Source organism: Actinomadura sp. NPDC023710 (assembly GCF_040639875.1).
Classification (GTDB): domain Bacteria; phylum Actinomycetota; class Actinomycetes; order Streptosporangiales; family Streptosporangiaceae; genus Spirillospora; species Spirillospora citrea.
On the sequence record NZ_JBFAGB010000038.1, the window covers coordinates 23,119 to 41,488 of the forward strand.

An 18,370-nucleotide genomic window follows, 5' to 3' on the forward strand; every position below is an offset into this window, starting at 1 on the left:
CGCGCACCGGCGCCGGGCGGGTGAGGACGGGGATGGCCGGGCGCCTGCTGCGCCGGCGGTGGTTCTGGCCGGTGGTCGCGGCCGCGGCGATCCTGCTCATCTCCGGGTTCGTGCTGGTCGAGCCCAGGGCGGCCGGCGACGGGTCCGTACGGGTCATGACCTACAACCTGCGCGGTGTGAACGACCCGCCGCCGCGCGACTGGAGGACCCGGCTGCCGCTGGTCAGGCGCCTGCTGCGCGAGCATGACCCGGACCTGCTCGGGGTGCAGGAGGCCCGGTGGCACCAGGTGCGGGACCTCGCCCGGACGCTGCCGGCGTACCGCTGGATCGGGCTCGGCAGCCAGGGCGGCACCCGCGACCAGTTCCTCGCGATCTTCTACCGCGAGGAGCGGTTCGAGGTGCTGGACTTCGACCACTTCTGGCTGTCCGACACGCCCTCCGCGATCGGCTCGGCCACCTGGGGCAACCGGTACGTCCGGATGGTGACGTGGGCCAAGTTCCGCGACCGCCGCACCGGGACGGTGTTCTACCAGGCCAACACGCATCTGGACAACATGTCGGCGGGCTCGCGGGTGAAGAGCGCCCGGCTGATCCTCGACCGCGTCCGCGGGTTCCAGGCGGGGGCGCCGGTCGTTCTCACCGGCGACTTCAACGACACGGCCGGAGCGTCCCCGGCGTACGCGATCCTCACCGGACCCGACGCCCTGCGCGACACCTGGACGGCGGCCGACCGGCACGGGCCGCAGTACCGCACCGAGAACCACTGGCGGCCCCCGGAACCGGGCGGCAGGCGGATCGACTGGATCCTCGTGCGGGGCCGGATCAGGACGACCTGGGCCGGGATCGACCCGTACCGGGCCGGCGGGGTCTACCCGTCCGACCATGACCCCGTGGTCGCCCGCCTCGCCTTCCGGGACTGACCCCGCCGGGACGGCGAACGGCCGGGCCCCGCGCGGGGCCCGGCCGTCGGCGGTGTGCGAGGGGTCAGGCGAGGCCGGACTTCTTCAGCCACTCCTCGGCGACCTTCTCCTGGTCGTCCTTGTCGATGGCGACGCGCTTCATCATGTCCAGGAGGTCCTGGGTGGTGAGCTTGGCGGAGACGCCGTTCAGCGCCGCCCTGGCCTTCTCGTCCACCGCGGACTTGTTCACCAGCGGCGTGACGTTCTGGGCGGAGAAGACGTTCTCCGGGTCCTCCAGGACGACGAGCTTGTTCTGCTGGATCGTCGGGTCGGTGGTGAACAGGTCGGCGGCCTGGATCTTGTTCTCGGTGAGCAGCTTCACCAGGGTCGCCTGGGCGCCGGCGTCGAACGGCTGGAACTTCTTGAAGTCCAGGCCGTAGACCTTCTTGAGGCCGACGAGGCCCTGCTGGCGGGTCTTGAACTCCGAGGGCCCGGCGATGACGAGGTCCTTGGCGACCGGCTTGAGGTCGGCGATGGACTTCAGGCTGTACTTGGCGGCCGTCTGCGGGTTGACGGTGACGGAGTCCTTGTCCTCGGCCTTCGCGGAGTCGAGGATCTCCACGCCGGCGGGCAGCTTGGCCTTGAGCGCGGCGTTGATCTCCTCGGTGGTGGCGGCCGTGCTGGTCTTGTCGACCGAGGTGGTGAGCAGGGCGCCGTTGTACTCGGGCATCACGCTGATGCCGCCCTTGACGACCTGGTCGTAGTAGATCTCGCGGGCCCCGATGTTGAACTTGCGGGTGACCTTGACGCCCTTGGCCTCCAGCGCCTGCGCGTACAGCTCGCCGAGCAGGTTGCTCTCGGGGAAGTTCGCGCCGCCGACGGTGACGGTGCCGTTCCCGCCGCCTCCGGAGAGCGGGTTGCCGTCGTCTCCGGAGTCGCCGCTGCCGCAGGCGGACAGCGACAGGGCGGCCACGAGGCCGACGACCGCGCCCCTGATGAGTTTGTTCATGGTGCTCTTCCTTCGGTGTCAGGAGGATCGGGCGGAGCCGAGCAGGCCCGGTGAGACGAGGAGGCGGCGCAGTGCCGCGAAGGCAGCCTGGACGATCAGCGCGAGCAGCACCACCAGGACGGTGCCCCCGACGACGAGCTGGTAGTCGTTGCGGGCCAGGCCGTCGATGATGTAGCGGCCGAGGCCGCCGAAGCCGGGGTAGGCGGCGATGGTCGCGGTGGCGACGACCTGGATCGCGGAGGTGCGCAGCCCCAGCAGGATGAGGGGCAGCGCCATCGGCAGTTCGACCCGCCACAGTACGCCCCAGCCGGTCATGCCCATGCCGCTGGCCGCGTCCTTGGCGTCGGCGTCGACGCCGCGGATGCCCTCGAAGGTGTTGACCAGGATCGGCGGGACGGCGAGGGCGACGAGCGCGACCAGCACCGGCGTGATGCTGTACTCGATCACGACCACGATCAGCACCAGGCCGAAGGTGGGGACGGCGCGGGCGACGTTCGCCAGGCTGATCGCGAGGAATCCGCCCCGGCCGGTGTGCCCGACGAGCAGGCCGAGCGCGAGTCCGATGACCGCGGCGCACACCAGCGCCACGCCGCTGTAGTAGACGTGCTGGAGCAGGCGGTGCGGGATGCCGTCGCCGCCGTGCCACTGCGAGGACGTGGTCAGCCACGTCCAGAACAGGTCGATCTGGTTCCACAGCTCGTTCATGAGGTCATCCGGGCTCGGGCCCACGGGGTGAGCAGGCGTTGGACGGTGACCAGGATCGCGTCGGTGACCAGGGCCAGCAGGACGATCAGGACGGTGGCGGCCACGATCTGCGTCTGGAACTGCAGCTGGTAGCCGCGGATGATGTCGTAGCCGAGGCCGCCCTGGCCGATCAGCTGGCCGACCGCGACGAGGCTGATGGAGGAGACGGCGGCGACGCGCGTCCCGGCGATGACGATGGGCACGGCGATCGGCAGCTCCACCTGGAGCAGGCGCCGCAGCGGGCCGAAGCCCATCGCGGTGGCCGCCTGCCGGACGGGATCGGACACCGACGCCAGCCCGTCCACCACGTTCGGGACGAGCACCGACAGGCTGTACAGGGTCAGCGGGATCATGACCGTGGCGGCGGTCAGGCCGGTGTACTGGATGAAGACCATGAACAGCGCGAGCGAGGGGATCGCGTAGAAGATGTTCGAGACCGTCAGCGCCGGCGGGTAGAGCCAGCCCCAGCGGCGGCACAGCATGCCGACCGGCAGCGAGATGATCAGGCCGAACAGCACCGGCAGCAGCGCGAGCCGCAGGTGGATGAGGGCGTGCTCGGTCAGCGTGTCGGTGTGCTCGCCGATCCAGCCCCAGTCGATGTCCATCAGCCGGCGCCTCCGGCGTCGGTCTCCTCGGGATCGGCGGGCCGCTCCGGCTCGCCGGGCTGCTCGGAACGGTCCGACACGGCGGCGTCGCGGCCGTGGGTGGGGACGGCGAGCAGGTCGGTCCCGCTCGCGGTCCCGACGACCGCGCCGGCCTCGTCGACGCCGACCGCCAGGCCGGAGGGGGACAGGACGGCCGCGTCCAGCGCGGTCCGCACGGAGTCGCCCCCGACCTGGAAGGTGGGGCCGACCGGGCTGAGCTTCGCCTTGCCGAGCGGCCCGGTCGCCTGCGCCGGGCGGGCCCAGCCGAGGGGGCGCCGGTCGTCGTCGACGACGAGAACCCAATCCGCCCCGGCTGCCTGCGCCGCGTCGGCGCTCGCCGCGCGGACCGCGTCGTCGCTCAGCCGCAGGGCGCTCGTCTCGGCGAAGGAGAGCGTCCGGATGCCGCGGTTCTGGCCGATGAACCCGGCGACGAAGTCGTCGGCCGGGTGGGCCAGGAGGTTCTCGGGGCTGTCGATCTGGACGAGCTTGCCGCCGGTCTGGAACACCGCGATCCGGTCGCCGAGCTTGATGGCCTCGTCGATGTCGTGGGTGACGAACACGATCGTCTTGTGCAGCTCCTCCTGGAGGCGGAGGAACTCGTCCTGCAGCTCGGCGCGGACGACGGGGTCGACCGCGCTGAACGGCTCGTCCATCAGCATGATCGGCGGGTCGGCGGCGAGGGCCCGCGCGACGCCGACGCGCTGCTGCTGCCCGCCCGACAGCTGGAACGGGTACCGCTTGCCCATCGCGGGGTCGAGCCCGACCCGCTCCATCAGCTCCAGCGCCCGTGCCCGCGCCTTCTTCTTGTTCCAGGAGAGCAGGTACGGGACGGTGGCGATGTTGTCGAGGATGGTGCGGTGCGGGAAGAGCCCGGCGTGCTGGATCACGTAGCCGATGCCGCGCCGCAGCTCGGCGGGCTTGCGCTCGCGGACGTCCTTCCCGTCGATCAGCACACGGCCTGACGTCGGTTCGACCATCCGGTTGATGGTCCGCAGCGCGGTGGTCTTGCCACCGCCGGATGTACCGACGAACACGGTGATGCGGCCCGTGGGGCATTCGAGGCTCACGTCGTCGAGCGCGACGGTCCCCCCGGTATAGCGCTTGGTGACGCCCTCAAAGGTGATCAACGAATCACGTCCTCGCCGGCGTCCCGCATGACGCCGATGATCGAATTCCGACTACGAACCAACCGTAACCAATGGGTACCGTCATCTCAGTGTCCCGGCATGTCCGGAACGTCGAGCACGAAAGCATATCTACCGGTAATGCAGGGAAAGTAGCGTGTCGGCGTGGAGAACAGCCGAATCGTTATCGACGGGACTTTGCTCACATGCGCTCAGGTGGCGCGCGCGGCCCGTGAGGATGTGACGGTCGCCATAGCCGCGGCCGGCGTGCGGCGGGCGCGCGACGCCTGGCGGGTCGTCCGCGAGGTCACCGAGGCGCAGCCGGTGTACGGGCGGACGACGGGGGTGGGCGCCAACCGCGTCGTGGACGTCGAGTGGGAGGACGCCGACGCCCACGGGCTGCGGCTGCTGCGCAGCCACGCTGCCGGGGCCGGGCCGCTGGTCGCCCCGGAGATCGTCCGGGCGATGCTGGCCGTCCGGCTGAACCAGATCGCCGCGGGCGGCTCGGGCGTGGAGCCCGGCGTGCTGCAGGCCCTGGCGGACGTGCTCAACCTGGGCCTGCTCCCCCCAGTGCCGGTCTACGGGGCGATCGGCACCGGCGACCTGACGGCGTTGGCGTCCACCGCGCTGTGCCTGCTCGGCGAGCGGCCGTGGCTGCCGGGCCCGGACGGCGGGCAGGAGCGCGGCCCCGGCTACCGGCTCCGCTCCGCCGACGCGCTGGCGTTCATCAGCTCCAACGCCGCCACGCTCGGCGAGGCGGCGCTCGCGGTCGCCGACCTGCGGGAGGCGCTGCGCGCCTCGACGGTCGTGGCGGCGCTGTCGCACTTCGCCGTCCGGGGCTCGGAGGAGCCGTTCGCGCAGCCGGTGCAGGACGCGTGCCCGCATCCGGGCCAGCGGCAGGCCGCGACGGCGATGCGCGCGCTGCTCGCCTTCGACCGGCCGGCGCCGATGCGCATCCAGGACCCGTACGGCTACCGGGCGTTCCCGCAGGTGCACGGCCCCGCGCTGGAGGCGGCCGGCTACGCCGAGGAGGTCGTCACGCGGGAGATCAACGCCGCCTCCGAGAACCCGCTGGTGGACGTCCCCGGGCGGACGGTCTGGCACAACGGCAACTTCCACACCGCCTATGTCGGGCTCGCTCTGGACGCGGCCCGCGCCGCCCTGTTCCAGACGATGGCGCTGGCCGCCGCCCGCCTCGGCACGCTCGCCGAGCCGTCGTTCACCGGCCTCTACCCGTTCCAGGGCGAGACGGAGGCCTCGTCCGGGATCATGATCCTGGAGTACGTGGCCCACTCGTGCCTGGCCGACGTCCGGCGCCTCGCCACCCCCGCGGCGCTCGGCAGCGCGGTGCTGTCGCGCGGCGTCGAGGAGCACGCCGGCTTCTCGACGCAGTCGGCGCGCGCGACCACCGACGCGGTCGCCGCCTACCGGCTCGGGCTCGGCTGCGAGCTGGTGGCCGCCGTCCGCGCGCTGCGGATGCAGGGGCGGGCGCCCTCCGGCGGCCCGCTGCGCTCGGCGTCGGACATGGCGGGCGCCGTCCTCGACCCGCGGATCGAGGACCGGCCGCTGGACGCCGACATCGCCGCCGCCGCGGACCTCCTGCCGCACCTGGCCCGGCTCCACCCCTGACCCTCAGCCCGCCGCGGTCTCGCCGGTCGAGGCGCGGACGCGCAGTGACGGCTCGCGGACGACGCGGCGCTTGCGCGGCTTGCCGTCGATGACGTCCACCACCAGCCGGACGGCGGAGTGGACGATGCCGTCGATGTCCCACTCGACGCTGGTGAGCGGCGGGGACAGCAGCGCCGACATCGGATGGTTGTCGTAGCCGCAGACGGCCACGTCGCCGGGGACGCCCAGGCCCAGCTCGCGGGTGGCGGCGTAGACGCCGTAGGCGATGGAGTCGGCGAAGCAGAAGACGGCCGAGGGGCGCCTCGGGCCGCCGAGCACCCGCAGCGCGACCTCGGTGGACTCGGCGAGGGACTGCGGCACGACCACGACGTCCACGCACAGGCCGAGCCGCTCGGCCTCGGCGTTGACGTACACGTCGGCCGGACGGTCCGGGGTGCTGTCGAGGGTGGGCGTGAACACGGTGACGCGCTCGTGCCCGAGCGCCCGCAGGTGCTCCAGCGCGAGCGTCACGCCCCGCCGGTTGTCGAAGACGACCTCGCCCTGCGCCTGGCCGCCGTGCAGGGCGTCGCCGATGGACACGACGGGGACCGCGGCCGCCAGCTCCGACCACAGCGCGGCGGACGGGTCGAGCGGCTGGACGATCAGGCCGTCCACCCGCTGGTCGCGCAGCCGCCGGGCGAGGGCCAGCTCGCGCTCGGGGTCGCCGCCGGCGTCCACGATCAGGGCGTAGCGGCCGCGGGCGAGCAGCGCCCGCCCGATGCCGACCGCGAGGGACTGCTGCCAGTAGTCCTCCAGCGAGCCGCACAGCAGGCCGACCTGGTCGGTGCGCCCGCTCGCCAGCGCACGCGCGATCGGGTGGGCCTCGTAGCCGAGCTCGCGCGCCGCGGCGCGGACGCGCTCCTGCGTCTCCTCGGAGGTCTGAATGCCGCGCAGCGCGTAGGAGACGGCCGCCGGCGACAGCCCCGTCGCCTGCGCCACTTCCCGGATGGTCGCGCGCTTGCGCTTTTCCGACACCCCTCCAAGCGTAGAGGCCGCCACCGACAGAGCACGGCAGCAGCCCTTGACGAAATCGTCACTGAAGCGGTTCACTGAAACGGTTAACTGATGCGGTTCAGAAGCTTCCACCTGGCGGTTCGCGCCGGGTAGCGGGCGTATCGGACCGCACCCACCGACAGTTTTGGAAAGGAGCGAACCCCGTGTCTTCCGAGGTCCTGCCCCGTCCCAGCGGCCTGGAGCGCCTGCCCGGCCGCGCCCTCGACAAGCGGGAACTGCGGGAACTGGTCGACGATCTGGCCGAGCGGCCCGGCCTGTGGCGGCCGCAGGTCGCCTTCCCCGAGGGGCGCCGCCACTACGTCTCCCTGCACAGGGACGAGCACGTCGACGTCTGGCTGCTGTGCTGGACGCCGGACAACGACACCGGCTGGCACGACCACGACATCTCCTCGGGAGCCGTCCGCGTCGTCGCCGGCGCCATCGAGGAGAACAACCCGCGCATGGGCGGCGAACCCCTGCGGACCGTCATGCGGGAGGGCGCGTCCTTCTGCTTCGGCCCCGAGCACATCCACCGGCTCACGGGGGTGGAGGACGCCAGCGTCTCGATCCACGCCTACTCGCCGCCGCTGTGGCGGCTCGGCCAGTACTCCGTCGACGAGTCCGGCGTGATGCGCCGGACGCCGGTCAGCTACACCGAGGAACTCCAGTCACCGGACGAGCCGGCCTGAGGTGCCCCGGCGGGCCCGCCCGGGGGAGGCGGACCCGCCAGAGGCGGCGCGTCCGGTCGTGCCCGCTCGCAACGGCCGGACGCACCTACCCACTCAGCGCGGACAGCCTCGAATGTGTCACAGAGCCGTCCGAAACAGCGGTGGCTGAGCGCCGTCAGGTGTGGGCCGCGTCCAGCGGGGGGCGATCGCGGGGCTCACCGCCGTTCAGGTCGGCACCGCCGCGTCGCCCCCGATCGCCACGGGCGACGGCCGTGGCGATCGGGGTGGACGCCTCCTCAGGCGGTCGCATGGGCTTCAACGATGCCGTGAGCCGGGCCCTCATCCATGCCGCGCCGGGGCGCTCCACGAGGCGGTGCACGGCGTAGGCGGCCAGCAGCGAGGCCCCGATGACCACCGCCAGCGCCGTCCAGCGGTCGAGCCCCGGATACACCGCGTCCAGCAGAGGAAGCGCGAGCTGGGAGTGGACGAGGTAGAGGGGGTAGGTGAGCGCCCCGAGGACGGTCAGGCCCCGCCGCCGCAGCCGGCTCAGCCGCCCGGTCGCGACGAGGATCATCACCGCGAAGATGCCCGTGATGACGGCGCTGACCACGGTCTCGTTCGCGCCCCTGAACACGTGCTCCGCGCGCCAGGCCCCCCAGCGCAGCGCCACCAGGTAGGACGCGGCGACGTACCCCCAGAGCAGCAGCGTCGGGCCGAACCGGTGGATCATGTACAGCGCCATGCCCGCGATGAAGTAGCAACTCCAGGTCGGGACCAGCATGACCTGGAGCACCTTGCTGTCGGCCTCGTCGGCGAAGACCCCGCCGAGCATCCAGGCCGCCATGAAGATCAGGCAGGAGCGGTAGGTGATCCCGATCCCCGCGAGGACGGCGGCGAGCACGTAGAAGTGCAGTTCGACCCAGAGCGTCCAGTAGACGGCGTCCACGTTCCGCAGGCCGAGCCCGCCCTGCAGCATCGTCAGGTTCGGGACGATCAGGCCGGGGACGCCGTGCCCCGTCCCGAACAGCGCGTAGACGGCGGCGCCCAGCAGCACGCTCACCCAGTACGCGGGCATCAGCCGGACGAGCCGGGAGATGCCGAACTCCCCCGGGCCGCGCCCCCACGCGCTCATGAGGATCACGAAGCCGCTGATGACGAAGAACAGGTCGACGCCGAGGTACCCGAACCGGGTGACCGGGGCGATCTCGGGGAAGACCTCCTGCGAGGGGACGGGCCACGCCCCGGCGCCGCCGAATCCCGTGAAGTGGTACAGCACCACCGCCAGCGCGGCCCCGAAGCGCAGCAGGTCGAGTTCGCGCAGCCGTTCCCGTCGAGTCACCGCGGAACCCTCCCGTCGGCAGGTGGCCCGGTCCGATCCGCCGGGTGAACGGCGGATGTAGGGAAGGACGCGATTCGCCGCCGCGGCGGCCGGTGACGACATGACCGCAGGACGGTGACGGCATGGTCGCGGAGTGCGCGCGGGAGCGGCGCGAGGTCAGTAAGATGCGGATGCGTCCCCCGATTTCATTGGTGGTATTCCATGACATCTCGCCGCGCCCGACGCGGCGCGGCGACCCGGATGCTGTGCCTGAGCCTGGCGGCGGTCCTGTCGCTCGCCGGAAGTTCCCTGCTCGCGGGGTGTTCCCTGCTCGCGGGTTCGGTGCGCAAGCAAGCCGCGGCGGACGGCCCGAAGGACGACGGGGCGCGCAAGGCCCCGCCCGTGGTGATGTTCCTCGGCGACAGCTACACGGTCGGCGACCGCGGCGTCGAGCCGGAGTCGACCTACGCCTCCGCGACCGCGCGGCTGCTCGGCTGGCAGGTCGTCGTCGGCGGCCGGTCCGGTACGGGGTACGTCCAGAGGGGCCGCGCCCCGCACGCTTTCCTCGGCCAGTTCGAGAGCCAGCTCGGCTGGCGCCCGGCGCCCGACATGCTGGTCGTGTCCGGCGGCCACAACGACTGGCGGATCCCCCCGCCGCAGGTCGCGGCGGCGGCGCACGTGCTGCTGGAGCGCGCCCGGCAGCGCTGGCCCGGTACCCGCCTGGTGGTGGTGGGCCCGCTCTGGGGGACGGGGACGCCGCTGCCCGGCGCGCTCGCCGTCCGGGACGCCCTGAAGAACCTCGCCGGGCAGCTCGGCGTCCCGTTCGTCGACCCGATGGGCGAGGGCTGGATCACCGGCGACCTGGTGACCGGCCAGGGCAACGCACCGCGCCTCATCAAGCGGGACCGCACCCACCCGACGCCGGCGGGCCACCTGTACGTGGCGACCCGCCTGGCGGCGGACCTGAAGCGGCTGGGCCTCGCGCACCCCGTCCGCAAGAGCTGAGCCTCCACCCGGTGCGGGCCGGTCGCCCGGCCCGCACGGGGTGAGCGTCAGCGGGACGCCGGGCGGGCGAGGGTGAGGGAGAAGTCGCCCGCCTCGTCCGTCCAGAACTCGGCGAGCTCCATCCCGGCGGCGCCGAGCTCCGCCTCCATCCGCTCCCGCCGGAACTTGGCGGAGATCTCGGTGCGCATCTCCTCCCCCTCCGCGAACGACACGTCGAGGTCGAGGCCGCCGACGCGGACGTTCTGGGCGCGCAGCGACCGCAGCCGCATCTCGATCTGCTCCTCGGCCTCGTTCCAGACCGCGACGTGCTCGAACGCGCCGATGTCGAAGTCGGCGTCCAGTTCCCGGTTGATGACCGACAGGACGTTGCGGTTGAACTCGGCGGTGACGCCCGCCGCGTCGTCGTAGGCGCGCACGAGCCGCCCGGGGTCCTTGACGAGGTCGGCGCCGAGCAGGAGGAAGTCGCCCTCGTCCATGGTGGCGCGCAGGCCGCCGAGGAACCCGATGCGCTCGGCGGGCGGCATGTTGCCGATCGTCCCGCCGAGGAAGGCGATGAGGCGCCGCTCGCCGCCGGGCAGCAGGGGCAGGTGCTGCTCGTAGTCGGCGGCGACGGCCCGGACGGTCAGGCCGGGATGGTCGGCGGCGATCCCGGCCGCAGCCTGCTCCAGGAAGTCGCCGCTGACGTCCACCGGCACGTAGGTGCGCAGCGTGCCGGACAGCGCGTCCAGCAGCAGCCGGGTCTTCTCCCCCGAGCCGGCGCCGAGCTCCAGCAGCGTCCGGGCGCCGGTGGCGGCGGCGATGCCGGACGCCCGGGCGGCGAGGATCTCCCGCTCCCGCCGCGTCGGGTAGTACTCCTCCAGCCGGGTGATCTCCTCGAAGAGCGCGCTGCCGCGCTCGTCGTAGAACCATTTGGACGGCAGGGTCTTGGGCGTGCCGGCGAGCCCCTCCCTGACGTCCTGGCGGAGCGTCTTGGCGAGGTCGTCGTCGGTCAGGAACCGGTCCACGTGGTTCTCCTTCGGAGGTGGTGCGGATGCGGAGACTGGGAGATCTTCAGAGTCGGGAGATGCGGACGCCGGCGGCGAGCCCGGCGGTGACGAGCGAGCGGTCGGGGACGCGGCGCCACGCGGGGTCGCCGTCCAGCGGCTCGGACGCGATCTGGATCGCGTCCCCGCCCTCGCGGACGAACAGGGAGTCGCCCCAGGTCGTGGCGGCCAGGGACGCCCCGTCCGAGGCGAGCAGGTTGTAGCGGCCGGGGGCCAGCGCGGTGATGGCGGTGACGACGGCGGCGAGGCCCTCCCCGAGCGGCGCGCCCTCCCGCCAGTTGCGGACGGCGAGGGCGAACAGCGGGGCGGAGTCGACCGGGGCGCGGGCGTCGGGGATCTCGGCGATCTCCCCGGCCAGCTCCCGCAGCTTGGACTCGACGCCGCCGTAGCCCTCGATCCTCCCGTTGTGGCTGAACAGCCACGGCCCGGCGCGGAACGGCTGCGCGCACGACTCGTCCACGGGGAACCCGACGGTCGCCGACCGCAGCGCCGCCACCGCGCACGACGCCCGGACGGCCCCGGCGACCTCCCGGAACGACTGGTCGGTCCAGATGGGCTGGGCGCGGCGGAAGCGGACCGCCTCACCGTCCTGGTACCAGCCGACGCCGTACCCGTCGGCGTTGAGGAGGGCGCCCTGTGTCATGCGCGGCGCGTACGACTGGGTCTCAAGCGAGTGCTCCCCCTCGTAGACGAGGGAATGCAGCGTCCGCTCGGGGCCCAGGTAGCCGAGATGGCGGCACATCTAGCGCGCCTCCCCCTTCGCCGGCGCCGTCGCCGGTTCCGCCGTCGACCGGGCACAGCGGAACCCGGAGAAGATCTGCCGGCGGACGGGGTAGTCCCAGTTGCGGAACGAGCCGCGTATGGCGAGCGGGTGCGTCGCCCAGGATCCGCCCCTCAGCACCTTGTAGTCGGGCCCGAAGAAGACCTCCGAGTACTCCCTGTAGGGGAACGAGCGGAAGCCGGGGTATCCGTGGAAGTCCGACGACGTCCACTCCCAGACGTCCCCCAGGAGTCGCCTCACCCCGTACGCCGACGCACCGGCCGCGTAGGAGCCGGTCTCGGACGGACGGAGCGCGCGCTGTCCGAGGTTGGCGCGCCCCTCTTCGTAGACGTCGCCCCACGGGTAGCGGCGTGACCGTTCCGCGGCGGGGTCCCAGCGGGCGGCCTTCTCCCACTCGGCCTCGGTCGGCAGCCGCTTCCCGGCCCACCGCGCGTAAGCGTCGGCCTCGTACCAGCAGACGTGCTGGACGGGTTCGCCGGGCGGGACGGGTTCCGACCGTCCGAAGCGGCGCCGCGCCCACTGTCCCCCTTCCCGCTCCCAGAAGGCGGGGGCGCGCTTGCCGCTGCTGTTGCGCCACTCCCACCCTGCCGGGTCCCACCAGCGGGCGTCGTCGTAGCCACCGGCCTCGATGAACGCGATGTAGGCCGCGTTGGTGACCGGTTCCACGTCGATGTAGAACGCGGGTAGGTCGACGATGTGCACGGGACGTTCGTTGTCGTACGCCCACGGGTCGTCCGACGTGCCCATCTGGAACGGGCCCGCCTCGATGAGCGCCTCTTCGGCGCCGGACGCCTCGCCCGAGACCTGGAGTGGTTCCGCCTTGGGGTCGAGCAGGGCGGGCGCCCCGCGGCGTAGCTGGTGGGTGGCCAGCATGGTCTCGTCGTGCATGTGCTCGTGCTGGACGACCATCCCGTACACGAACCCGCCCGATGTCAGCGGGTCCGGGGTGTCGAAGCGCACCGACGGCAGCGCGTCGAGCACTTTGGAGCGGACCGTGCCGATGTAGGACCGCGCCTCCCCCGGCTTCAGCAGCGGCAGCGTCGGGCGCTCCGCCCGCGGATGCTCGAACGCGTCGTACAGGTCGTCGATCTCGGGGCGCATCGCCTCCCGCCCGGCGGCCGCGCGCAGCAGCCACAGCTCCTCGTAGTTGCCGACGTGCGCGAGGTCCCACACGAGCGGTGACATCAGCGGCGACACCTGCGCGGTGAGATCGTCCTCGGTGAGGACGTCGGTGGTGAGGCCGAAGCTGCGGTCGCGCACCGCGCCGAGCTCATCGGCGATCAGTTCCTTCAGGGCGGCCTCGTCGGCGGACGGGCCTGGCGAGCTCATGTCGGATCCTCCATCGGACGTGTCGGGCTGTCGTCGGCGGGGCGGTCGTCGGCGGGACTGCGGCCCTGCAGGACGTACCGGTGGGCGTACTCCTCGACCAGGGGGGCGAGCCCGGACGCGCCGAGCCGCGGCAGCGCGTCCAGCGTCGCCGCGAAGCACGCCCGCGCGGCCCTGGCCAGGGCCGGGTCCGACAGGCCGTCGCAGGCCGCCTGCGCCCACCGGTGCGCCACCGGTTCGACCGCGGCCTCGGCGGCACGCGAGGCCGCCGGGTCGTCCAGCAGGGCGGTGGCGACGGCGACGGGCACCGGCCAGTACGGGCCGGGCAGCGCGTCGATCATGCGCAGCTCCAGCCAGCCGCGCGGCCGGACCGGCGGGAACAGCGTGGACAGGTGGTAGGCGAGGTCGTCCTCGCCGGGCTCGCCCTTGGCCAGCCACTCCAGGAAGGACATCCCGGGGGCGGGCACCCACTCGTCGTCCGGGGTGTGGACGAGCATGACCTGGGCGTCGAGCGCGTACCGCGTCCACGCCTCGGCGGGGTCGCCGTCCGCCCCGTCCCGCAGCACCGGCAGCGTGCGGCACGGGTCGAGCTCGGTCCAGATGCCCTGCCGGGACGAGCGCATCCCGGTGCGGCGGCCGGCCCGCAGCGGCGAGTTGGCGAACGCCGCGACCAGCACCGGCCCGAGCGCGTGCACGAGCCGCCAGCGGCGGGCGGCGTCCGCGTCGTCGGCGCCGATGTCCAGGTTCACCTGGACCGACGCGGTCGAGCACATCATCGCCATCCCCGCGTCGTGGAAGCCGCCCGCGCAGAAGTAGTCCCGCATGCACGCGTACCGGGGGTGGTCGGCCTGGAACCGGGGCACGCGGACGGGATCGACGCCGTGCCCGCTGAGGGCGAGCCCGTCCGGTGCGAGCACGTCCCGCACGTGCGCGATGTCCCGGCCGAGCGAGGCGGTCAGGTCGTCCAGCGTCCCGTACGGGGCGGAGCTGAGTTCGAGCTGCCCGCCCGGCTCGTAGGTCACCTTGCTCCCGCCCGCCGGCGGACCGGCCCCGTCCATGAGGGCGCGCACCCGTTCGGCGGGCACGTGGGCGGCCGGGTCGCCGGCGTCGACGACGAGCCACTCGGTCTCCGCGCCGACCGTCCCGGGCGGGCCCGTCTTGAAGCAGACGCCGCGAATGTGCTGGTAGACGTCGTCCACTGTGAGCCGGGTCACCATTGACTCCTCAGGTAATTCGATAACGGGTTCGAACCTTCCCTCCTGAACCGGATCAGGAATCAACGGTTTTTCAGGAACTTTCGGAAATCTCCGTGAACGTCACCGTCCGCAGCACTCACTGCTACCTTCCGTGCTATTCGACGCGATGTCCGATCCCTGGCTTCTCATGGGTTGACCGGAACCGCTAGAGTCCCCCTGGCCTGCGATATGCACGTTTTGTCGGAAGTGAAACCGGACGGAGACGGGGGGCAACATGGGCGGAGACCTGGGCTCGCTCTACGACGCGCACGCCGACCGCCTGTACGCCTACTGCTGGTCGCTCGTGGGCGACCAGCTCGCGGCGGCGGCCGTCGGCGACACCTTCAGCGCGGCCGTGCACCAGCCGCCGCGCGGCGACAGCGTGCTCTGGCTCTACTCGCTCTCCCGGACGGCCTGCGCCGAGCGCGGCGCGTTCACCGATGGGCCGGGCATCGGCGCCGGCGCGCGCGGTCCGCTGTTCGCCGACCCCGACCCGCTGCTGCGCGCCGCCGGGGGCCTGCGCTCCGACCACCGCGAGGTGCTGCTGCTGTCGGCGGGCGAGTGGCTCGAACCGCACGACATCGCCCGCGTCCTCGGCCTCGCGCCGGACACCGTCATGCAGCTGCTCAACGCGGCGCGGACGCGGCTGGAGCGGGCCGTCCTCGACATCCTGATGCGCGGCGCCACCGAGGCGCGGCTCGACCTCATCTCCGCGTTCGAGAAGGGGCGGCTGCCGCGGCTGCTCGCCCGGCGGGCCCCGGCGCACGCGCCCGGCTGGCTGCGCGACCAGGTCCTCGCGGCCTGCGAGGAGGAGGCCGCCCGGCCGCTGCCGAGCGTCATCTCACCGAGCCCGCTCGTCGTGATCGGCCCGGCGCGGGCGGACCACCGCAGGCGCGGGGCCTCCCGCTTCGCCTCCAAGGGCCTCGGCGCGGTCGCGGGCGTCGCCGCGTCGGCCGCGGCCGTCATCGGGCTGCTGGTGTCCTGGCCCGCGGCCAAGGGCGGCAGCGCCGCCTCGCTCACGCCGACGGCGGGCAAGGGGCAGACGCACCCGGCGTCCACGTCGAGCCACGGTGTCCCGCCGGACCCGCCGCCCGGCCTGACCGGCTCCGAGCGGGCGGACGGCGGCTCGCAGAACCCGGTGACCAGCGCGTACGGCTCGCCGCCGCAGCAGGTCGGCGGGGCGCCGGCCGGCGGCGCGGCGCCGGCGCCGCCCGCGACGTCGCCGTCGCAGGAGCCCGCGGGCGGGAAGCCGCCGGCGTCCAGTACCCCCACGAAGCCGGAGCAGCCGTCCACGCCCCCGGACGACACGACGCCGACCACTCCCCCGGACACGCCGTCCGATCCGACGACCCCGCCGGACGACGGGTCCACGGATCCGACGCCGCCGCCGACGGACACCCCGTCCGACCCGCCGTCGGACCCGGGGACCCCGAGCCCGAGCCCCACCTCGAACCCGGCCCCGCAGCCGGGCGGCGAGGGCTGACCGGGGTCAGGCCTCGGCGGCTCCGGCGGCCGGAGGGCCGGCGGGCACCGCGCCGAGCGGCGCGGGCCCGCGCCGGCGTTCGCGGAGCAGGAGCAGCCGCCCGGCGACCGCGCCGGTGAGCATGGCCACCAGGTGGCCGACGGCGGCGACCTCCAGCGTGAGCAGGCCGTCCAGCAGCACGGGCACGAGCGCGCACCACCAGGCCAGCGCGACCAGCCGCCGGACCCGCCCGTGCCCGTACAGGAAGGCCGCGACGAGCGCCGCGCACAGCACGTAGGACGGCCCGACGTCGGGGATCGTGCGGATGGAGTCCGAGAGCAGGCCCGCCTCCAGCCGCACCAGCGCGATGCCCTGGCTGATGAGCGTGCCGAGCACGTGCGAGGCCGTGACGAGGGCGACGGCCCCCAGGTTCCCGAACCGCCGGGTGATGGGGAACAGCCCGATCGCCGCCGCGACGAGCAGCACGCCCTGCGATCCCTCGGCGACGAACGCCGAGGCGACCATCGTCCCGACCGGGTTGACCGCGAGGTTGGCCAGGTTGGTGCTGGCCCAGGCGATCACGGCCTGCCGCGCGCCCGGAGGCAGGATCAGGGCCTGCACCATCCACATGGCCGTGAACAGCCCGAGGAACGTCAGCGGCATCGGATAGGACCTGAGGATCCGGCGAAGCCTCGCGAAACCCACCACACCGGCAGCCTAGACCGGGACCTACGCGGCCGCCGCGCCCTCGACCGGAGAGGTCCCGCGCCGCACCAGGAGCGCGGCGAGGATCGCGACGAGCGCGACGGCGCCCGCCACGGTCAGGGACGTCTGGAAGCCGTCCATGAACGCGAGGTGGCTCCCGGTCGTGATGGCGTCGGCCGCCGGCTTCGGCGTGCCGGGCGGGACGGGCGCCACCCCCTGCGAGACGAGCCCGCCCTGCCCTTCGAGCCGGTGCGCCGCCTCGCCGGGAAGGCCCGCGCCGGTGAGCCGCCCGAACAGCACGTCCCCGACCTTGGTCGACAGCAGCACGCCCAGCACCGACGTGCCGAGGACGCCGCCGACCTGCGCGGCGGTCTGCTGGAGGCCGCCCGCGACGCCCGCGAGGTGGGCGGGCGCGTTGCCGACGATGGCCTCGGTGCCGGCGACGATGACCATCCCGAACGCCAGGCCGACCAGCACGAACCACGGCCACAGCTGCACGTACGGGGCGTCCACCCCGATGCGCGACAGGCCGAACATCGCGGTCGCGGTGAACGCCATCCCGAGGACGAGCGGCACCCGCGGCCCGAACCGGCTGGTCAGCGCGCCCGCCACCGGGGAGGCGACGATGAACACGCCGGTCATCGGCAGCATCCGCACGCCCGCGTCCACCGGGCTCATGCCGTGCACCTGCTGCAGGTACAGGGTGATGAAGAAGATCGTCCCGAACATCCCGAAGAAGCCGAGCACGATGAGGCCGGTCGCCGCCGACAGCGACACCGACCGGAACAGCCCGAGCGGCAGCAGCGGGCGCTCCACCCGCAGCTCGTTCCAGACGAACGCGGCGAACAGCACGGCGGACGCGGCGAACGACACGAGCGGGACGGCGTCGCCGAACCCGTTCTCGCCGGCCTTGATGAGCCCCCAGACCAGGGCGAACAGCGCGCCGCTGAGCAGCGCGACGCCCGGCAGGTCGAACGAGCCGGCGGCCTCCTCGTCCCTGGACTCGCGGATCACCCACAGCCCGACGAGCAGCGCGACGACCCCGAGCGGGGCGTTCAGGAAGAACACCGACTCCCAGTTGACGTTCTCCACCAGCAGCCCGGCGACGATGGGGCCGCCGGCGATGGAGATGCCGACCGTGGACCCCCAGATGCCGATCGCGGCGTTCAGCCGCTCGGCCGGGAACGTGTTGCGCAGGAGGGCGAGGCTGGCCGGCTGCAGGAGCGCCCCCGCGAACCCCTGCACCACCCGCCAGAAGATCACCATGCCGAGCCCGCCCGAGAGCCCGATCAGCACCGACGACACGGCGAACCCCACGACGCCCGCGAGGAAGGTGCGCTTGCGGCCGAACCGGTCGGCGATCTTCCCGGCCGGGATCAGCGTGACGGCGAGCGCCAGCAGGTAGGCGTTGGTGACCCACTGCAGGCCGGACAGGCTCGCGCCGAGGTCCTTGGCGATCGCGGGGTTGGCGATGGACACGACGGTCGCGTCCAGCCCGACCATCATCACGCCCAGCGCGACCGCGATGAGCGTGAGCCAGGGATGCCCGTGCCCCGCTCTGGCGGGACGGCCGCGCGCCTGGTCGCGCGGCGGGATGTGGACGGCGCCCGGTTCGAGGGTCTCGGCGCCATGGGAGTGAGTCATCATCGACCTCCGGCTTGGCAGGGCTCAAAATTGTCATAGCCTGACAGTTGTCGTCAACTGCCCTTGGTTTGCTCGTGACATGTTTCACGTCACGACATCCAG

The 18,370-nt window shown here is 73.1% G+C and carries 17 protein-coding genes; 5 read left to right on the forward strand and 12 right to left on the reverse strand.

Annotation, left to right across the window (positions count from 1 at the left end; genetic code table 11):
* Window positions 1-32: 32 nt before the first annotated feature.
* On the forward strand, window positions 33-920 hold the full coding sequence (locus AB0H37_RS34355; RefSeq protein WP_329094262.1) for an endonuclease/exonuclease/phosphatase family protein: 888 nt from the start codon (window positions 33-35) through the stop codon (window positions 918-920).
* Between the two features lie 64 nt (window positions 921-984).
* Here AB0H37_RS34355 and AB0H37_RS34360 read toward each other — a convergent pair whose 3' ends face one another.
* The 4 genes from AB0H37_RS34360 to AB0H37_RS34375 are packed head-to-tail and all read right to left on the reverse strand — an operon-like array spanning window position 985 to window position 4,423.
* Entirely contained in the window at window positions 985-1,908 is a 924-nt protein-coding gene (locus AB0H37_RS34360; RefSeq protein ID WP_329094263.1) for an ABC transporter substrate-binding protein, read from the reverse strand.
* Window positions 1,909-1,926: 18 nt separating this feature from the next.
* Window positions 1,927-2,613, reverse strand: coding sequence for an ABC transporter permease subunit (locus AB0H37_RS34365; RefSeq protein ID WP_149264104.1), 687 nt, complete (start codon window positions 2,611-2,613; stop codon window positions 1,927-1,929).
* On the reverse strand, window positions 2,610-3,257 hold the full coding sequence (locus tag AB0H37_RS34370; protein WP_179833230.1) for an ABC transporter permease: 648 nt from the start codon (window positions 3,255-3,257) through the stop codon (window positions 2,610-2,612). The genes AB0H37_RS34365 and AB0H37_RS34370 overlap by 4 nt, the downstream gene beginning before the upstream one ends.
* On the reverse strand, window positions 3,257-4,423 hold the full coding sequence (locus tag AB0H37_RS34375; protein ID WP_329094264.1) for an ATP-binding cassette domain-containing protein: 1,167 nt from the start codon (window positions 4,421-4,423) through the stop codon (window positions 3,257-3,259). Before AB0H37_RS34375 ends, AB0H37_RS34370 begins: the two co-directional genes overlap by 1 nt.
* 162 nt (window positions 4,424-4,585) lie before the next feature.
* Here AB0H37_RS34375 and AB0H37_RS34380 point away from each other — a divergent pair, with 162 nt between their 5' ends.
* The gene (locus tag AB0H37_RS34380) at window positions 4,586-6,049 is read left to right on the forward strand and encodes an aromatic amino acid ammonia-lyase (protein ID WP_179833228.1); all 1,464 of its coding nucleotides are present in this window, start codon (window positions 4,586-4,588) and stop codon (window positions 6,047-6,049) included.
* Between the two features lie 3 nt (window positions 6,050-6,052).
* Here the strand turns inward: AB0H37_RS34380 and AB0H37_RS34385 are convergent, their stop codons facing one another.
* Window positions 6,053-7,063, reverse strand: a complete 1,011-nt coding sequence (locus AB0H37_RS34385; protein ID WP_329094265.1) for a LacI family DNA-binding transcriptional regulator — start codon at window positions 7,061-7,063, stop codon at window positions 6,053-6,055.
* Between the two features lie 182 nt (window positions 7,064-7,245).
* On the opposite strand from AB0H37_RS34385, the gene AB0H37_RS34390 reads away from it, so the two are divergent.
* The gene (locus tag AB0H37_RS34390) at window positions 7,246-7,770 is read left to right on the forward strand and encodes a cysteine dioxygenase family protein (protein WP_179833226.1); all 525 of its coding nucleotides are present in this window, start codon (window positions 7,246-7,248) and stop codon (window positions 7,768-7,770) included.
* A gap of 154 nt (window positions 7,771-7,924) precedes the next feature.
* Here AB0H37_RS34390 and AB0H37_RS34395 read toward each other — a convergent pair whose 3' ends face one another.
* On the reverse strand, window positions 7,925-9,088 hold the full coding sequence (locus AB0H37_RS34395; RefSeq protein WP_360616915.1) for an acyltransferase: 1,164 nt from the start codon (window positions 9,086-9,088) through the stop codon (window positions 7,925-7,927).
* 201 nt (window positions 9,089-9,289) lie between these two features.
* Between AB0H37_RS34395 and AB0H37_RS34400 the strand changes: the two genes are divergently transcribed.
* Window positions 9,290-10,072: an SGNH/GDSL hydrolase family protein gene (locus AB0H37_RS34400; RefSeq protein WP_229810477.1), complete on the forward strand. Its 783-nt coding sequence runs from the start codon at window positions 9,290-9,292 to the stop codon at window positions 10,070-10,072.
* A 47-nt stretch (window positions 10,073-10,119) separates the two neighbouring features.
* Here the strand turns inward: AB0H37_RS34400 and egtD are convergent, their stop codons facing one another.
* The 4 genes from egtD to egtA are packed head-to-tail and all read right to left on the reverse strand — an operon-like array spanning window position 10,120 to window position 14,436.
* Entirely contained in the window at window positions 10,120-11,076 is a 957-nt protein-coding gene (egtD, locus tag AB0H37_RS34405) for an L-histidine N(alpha)-methyltransferase (protein ID WP_360616916.1), read from the reverse strand.
* A 46-nt stretch (window positions 11,077-11,122) separates the two neighbouring features.
* Entirely contained in the window at window positions 11,123-11,857 is a 735-nt protein-coding gene (gene egtC / locus AB0H37_RS34410; protein ID WP_179833223.1) for an ergothioneine biosynthesis protein EgtC, read from the reverse strand.
* A complete protein-coding gene (gene egtB / locus AB0H37_RS34415; protein ID WP_360616917.1) occupies window positions 11,858-13,225 on the reverse strand; it encodes an ergothioneine biosynthesis protein EgtB in 1,368 nt (455 codons plus the stop codon). It abuts the gene before it with no gap.
* Window positions 13,222-14,436 carry an ergothioneine biosynthesis glutamate--cysteine ligase EgtA gene (gene egtA, locus AB0H37_RS34420; RefSeq protein ID WP_360616918.1) on the reverse strand — a complete coding sequence of 405 codons (1,215 nt, stop codon included), beginning with the start codon at window positions 14,434-14,436 and terminating at the stop codon, window positions 13,222-13,224. Before egtA ends, egtB begins: the two co-directional genes overlap by 4 nt.
* Window positions 14,437-14,692: 256 nt before the next feature.
* Here egtA and AB0H37_RS34425 point away from each other — a divergent pair, with 256 nt between their 5' ends.
* A complete protein-coding gene (locus AB0H37_RS34425) occupies window positions 14,693-15,940 on the forward strand; it encodes a hypothetical protein (RefSeq protein WP_360616919.1) in 1,248 nt (415 codons plus the stop codon).
* A gap of 6 nt (window positions 15,941-15,946) precedes the next feature.
* Here AB0H37_RS34425 and AB0H37_RS34430 read toward each other — a convergent pair whose 3' ends face one another.
* Both AB0H37_RS34430 and AB0H37_RS34435 read right to left on the reverse strand, forming a co-directional pair.
* Window positions 15,947-16,627, reverse strand: a complete 681-nt coding sequence (locus tag AB0H37_RS34430) for a rhomboid-like protein (protein ID WP_360616920.1) — start codon at window positions 16,625-16,627, stop codon at window positions 15,947-15,949.
* Window positions 16,628-16,648: 21 nt separating this feature from the next.
* A complete protein-coding gene (locus tag AB0H37_RS34435) occupies window positions 16,649-18,268 on the reverse strand; it encodes an MFS transporter (protein WP_329094274.1) in 1,620 nt (539 codons plus the stop codon).
* Between the last annotated feature and the right edge of the window lie 102 nt (window positions 18,269-18,370).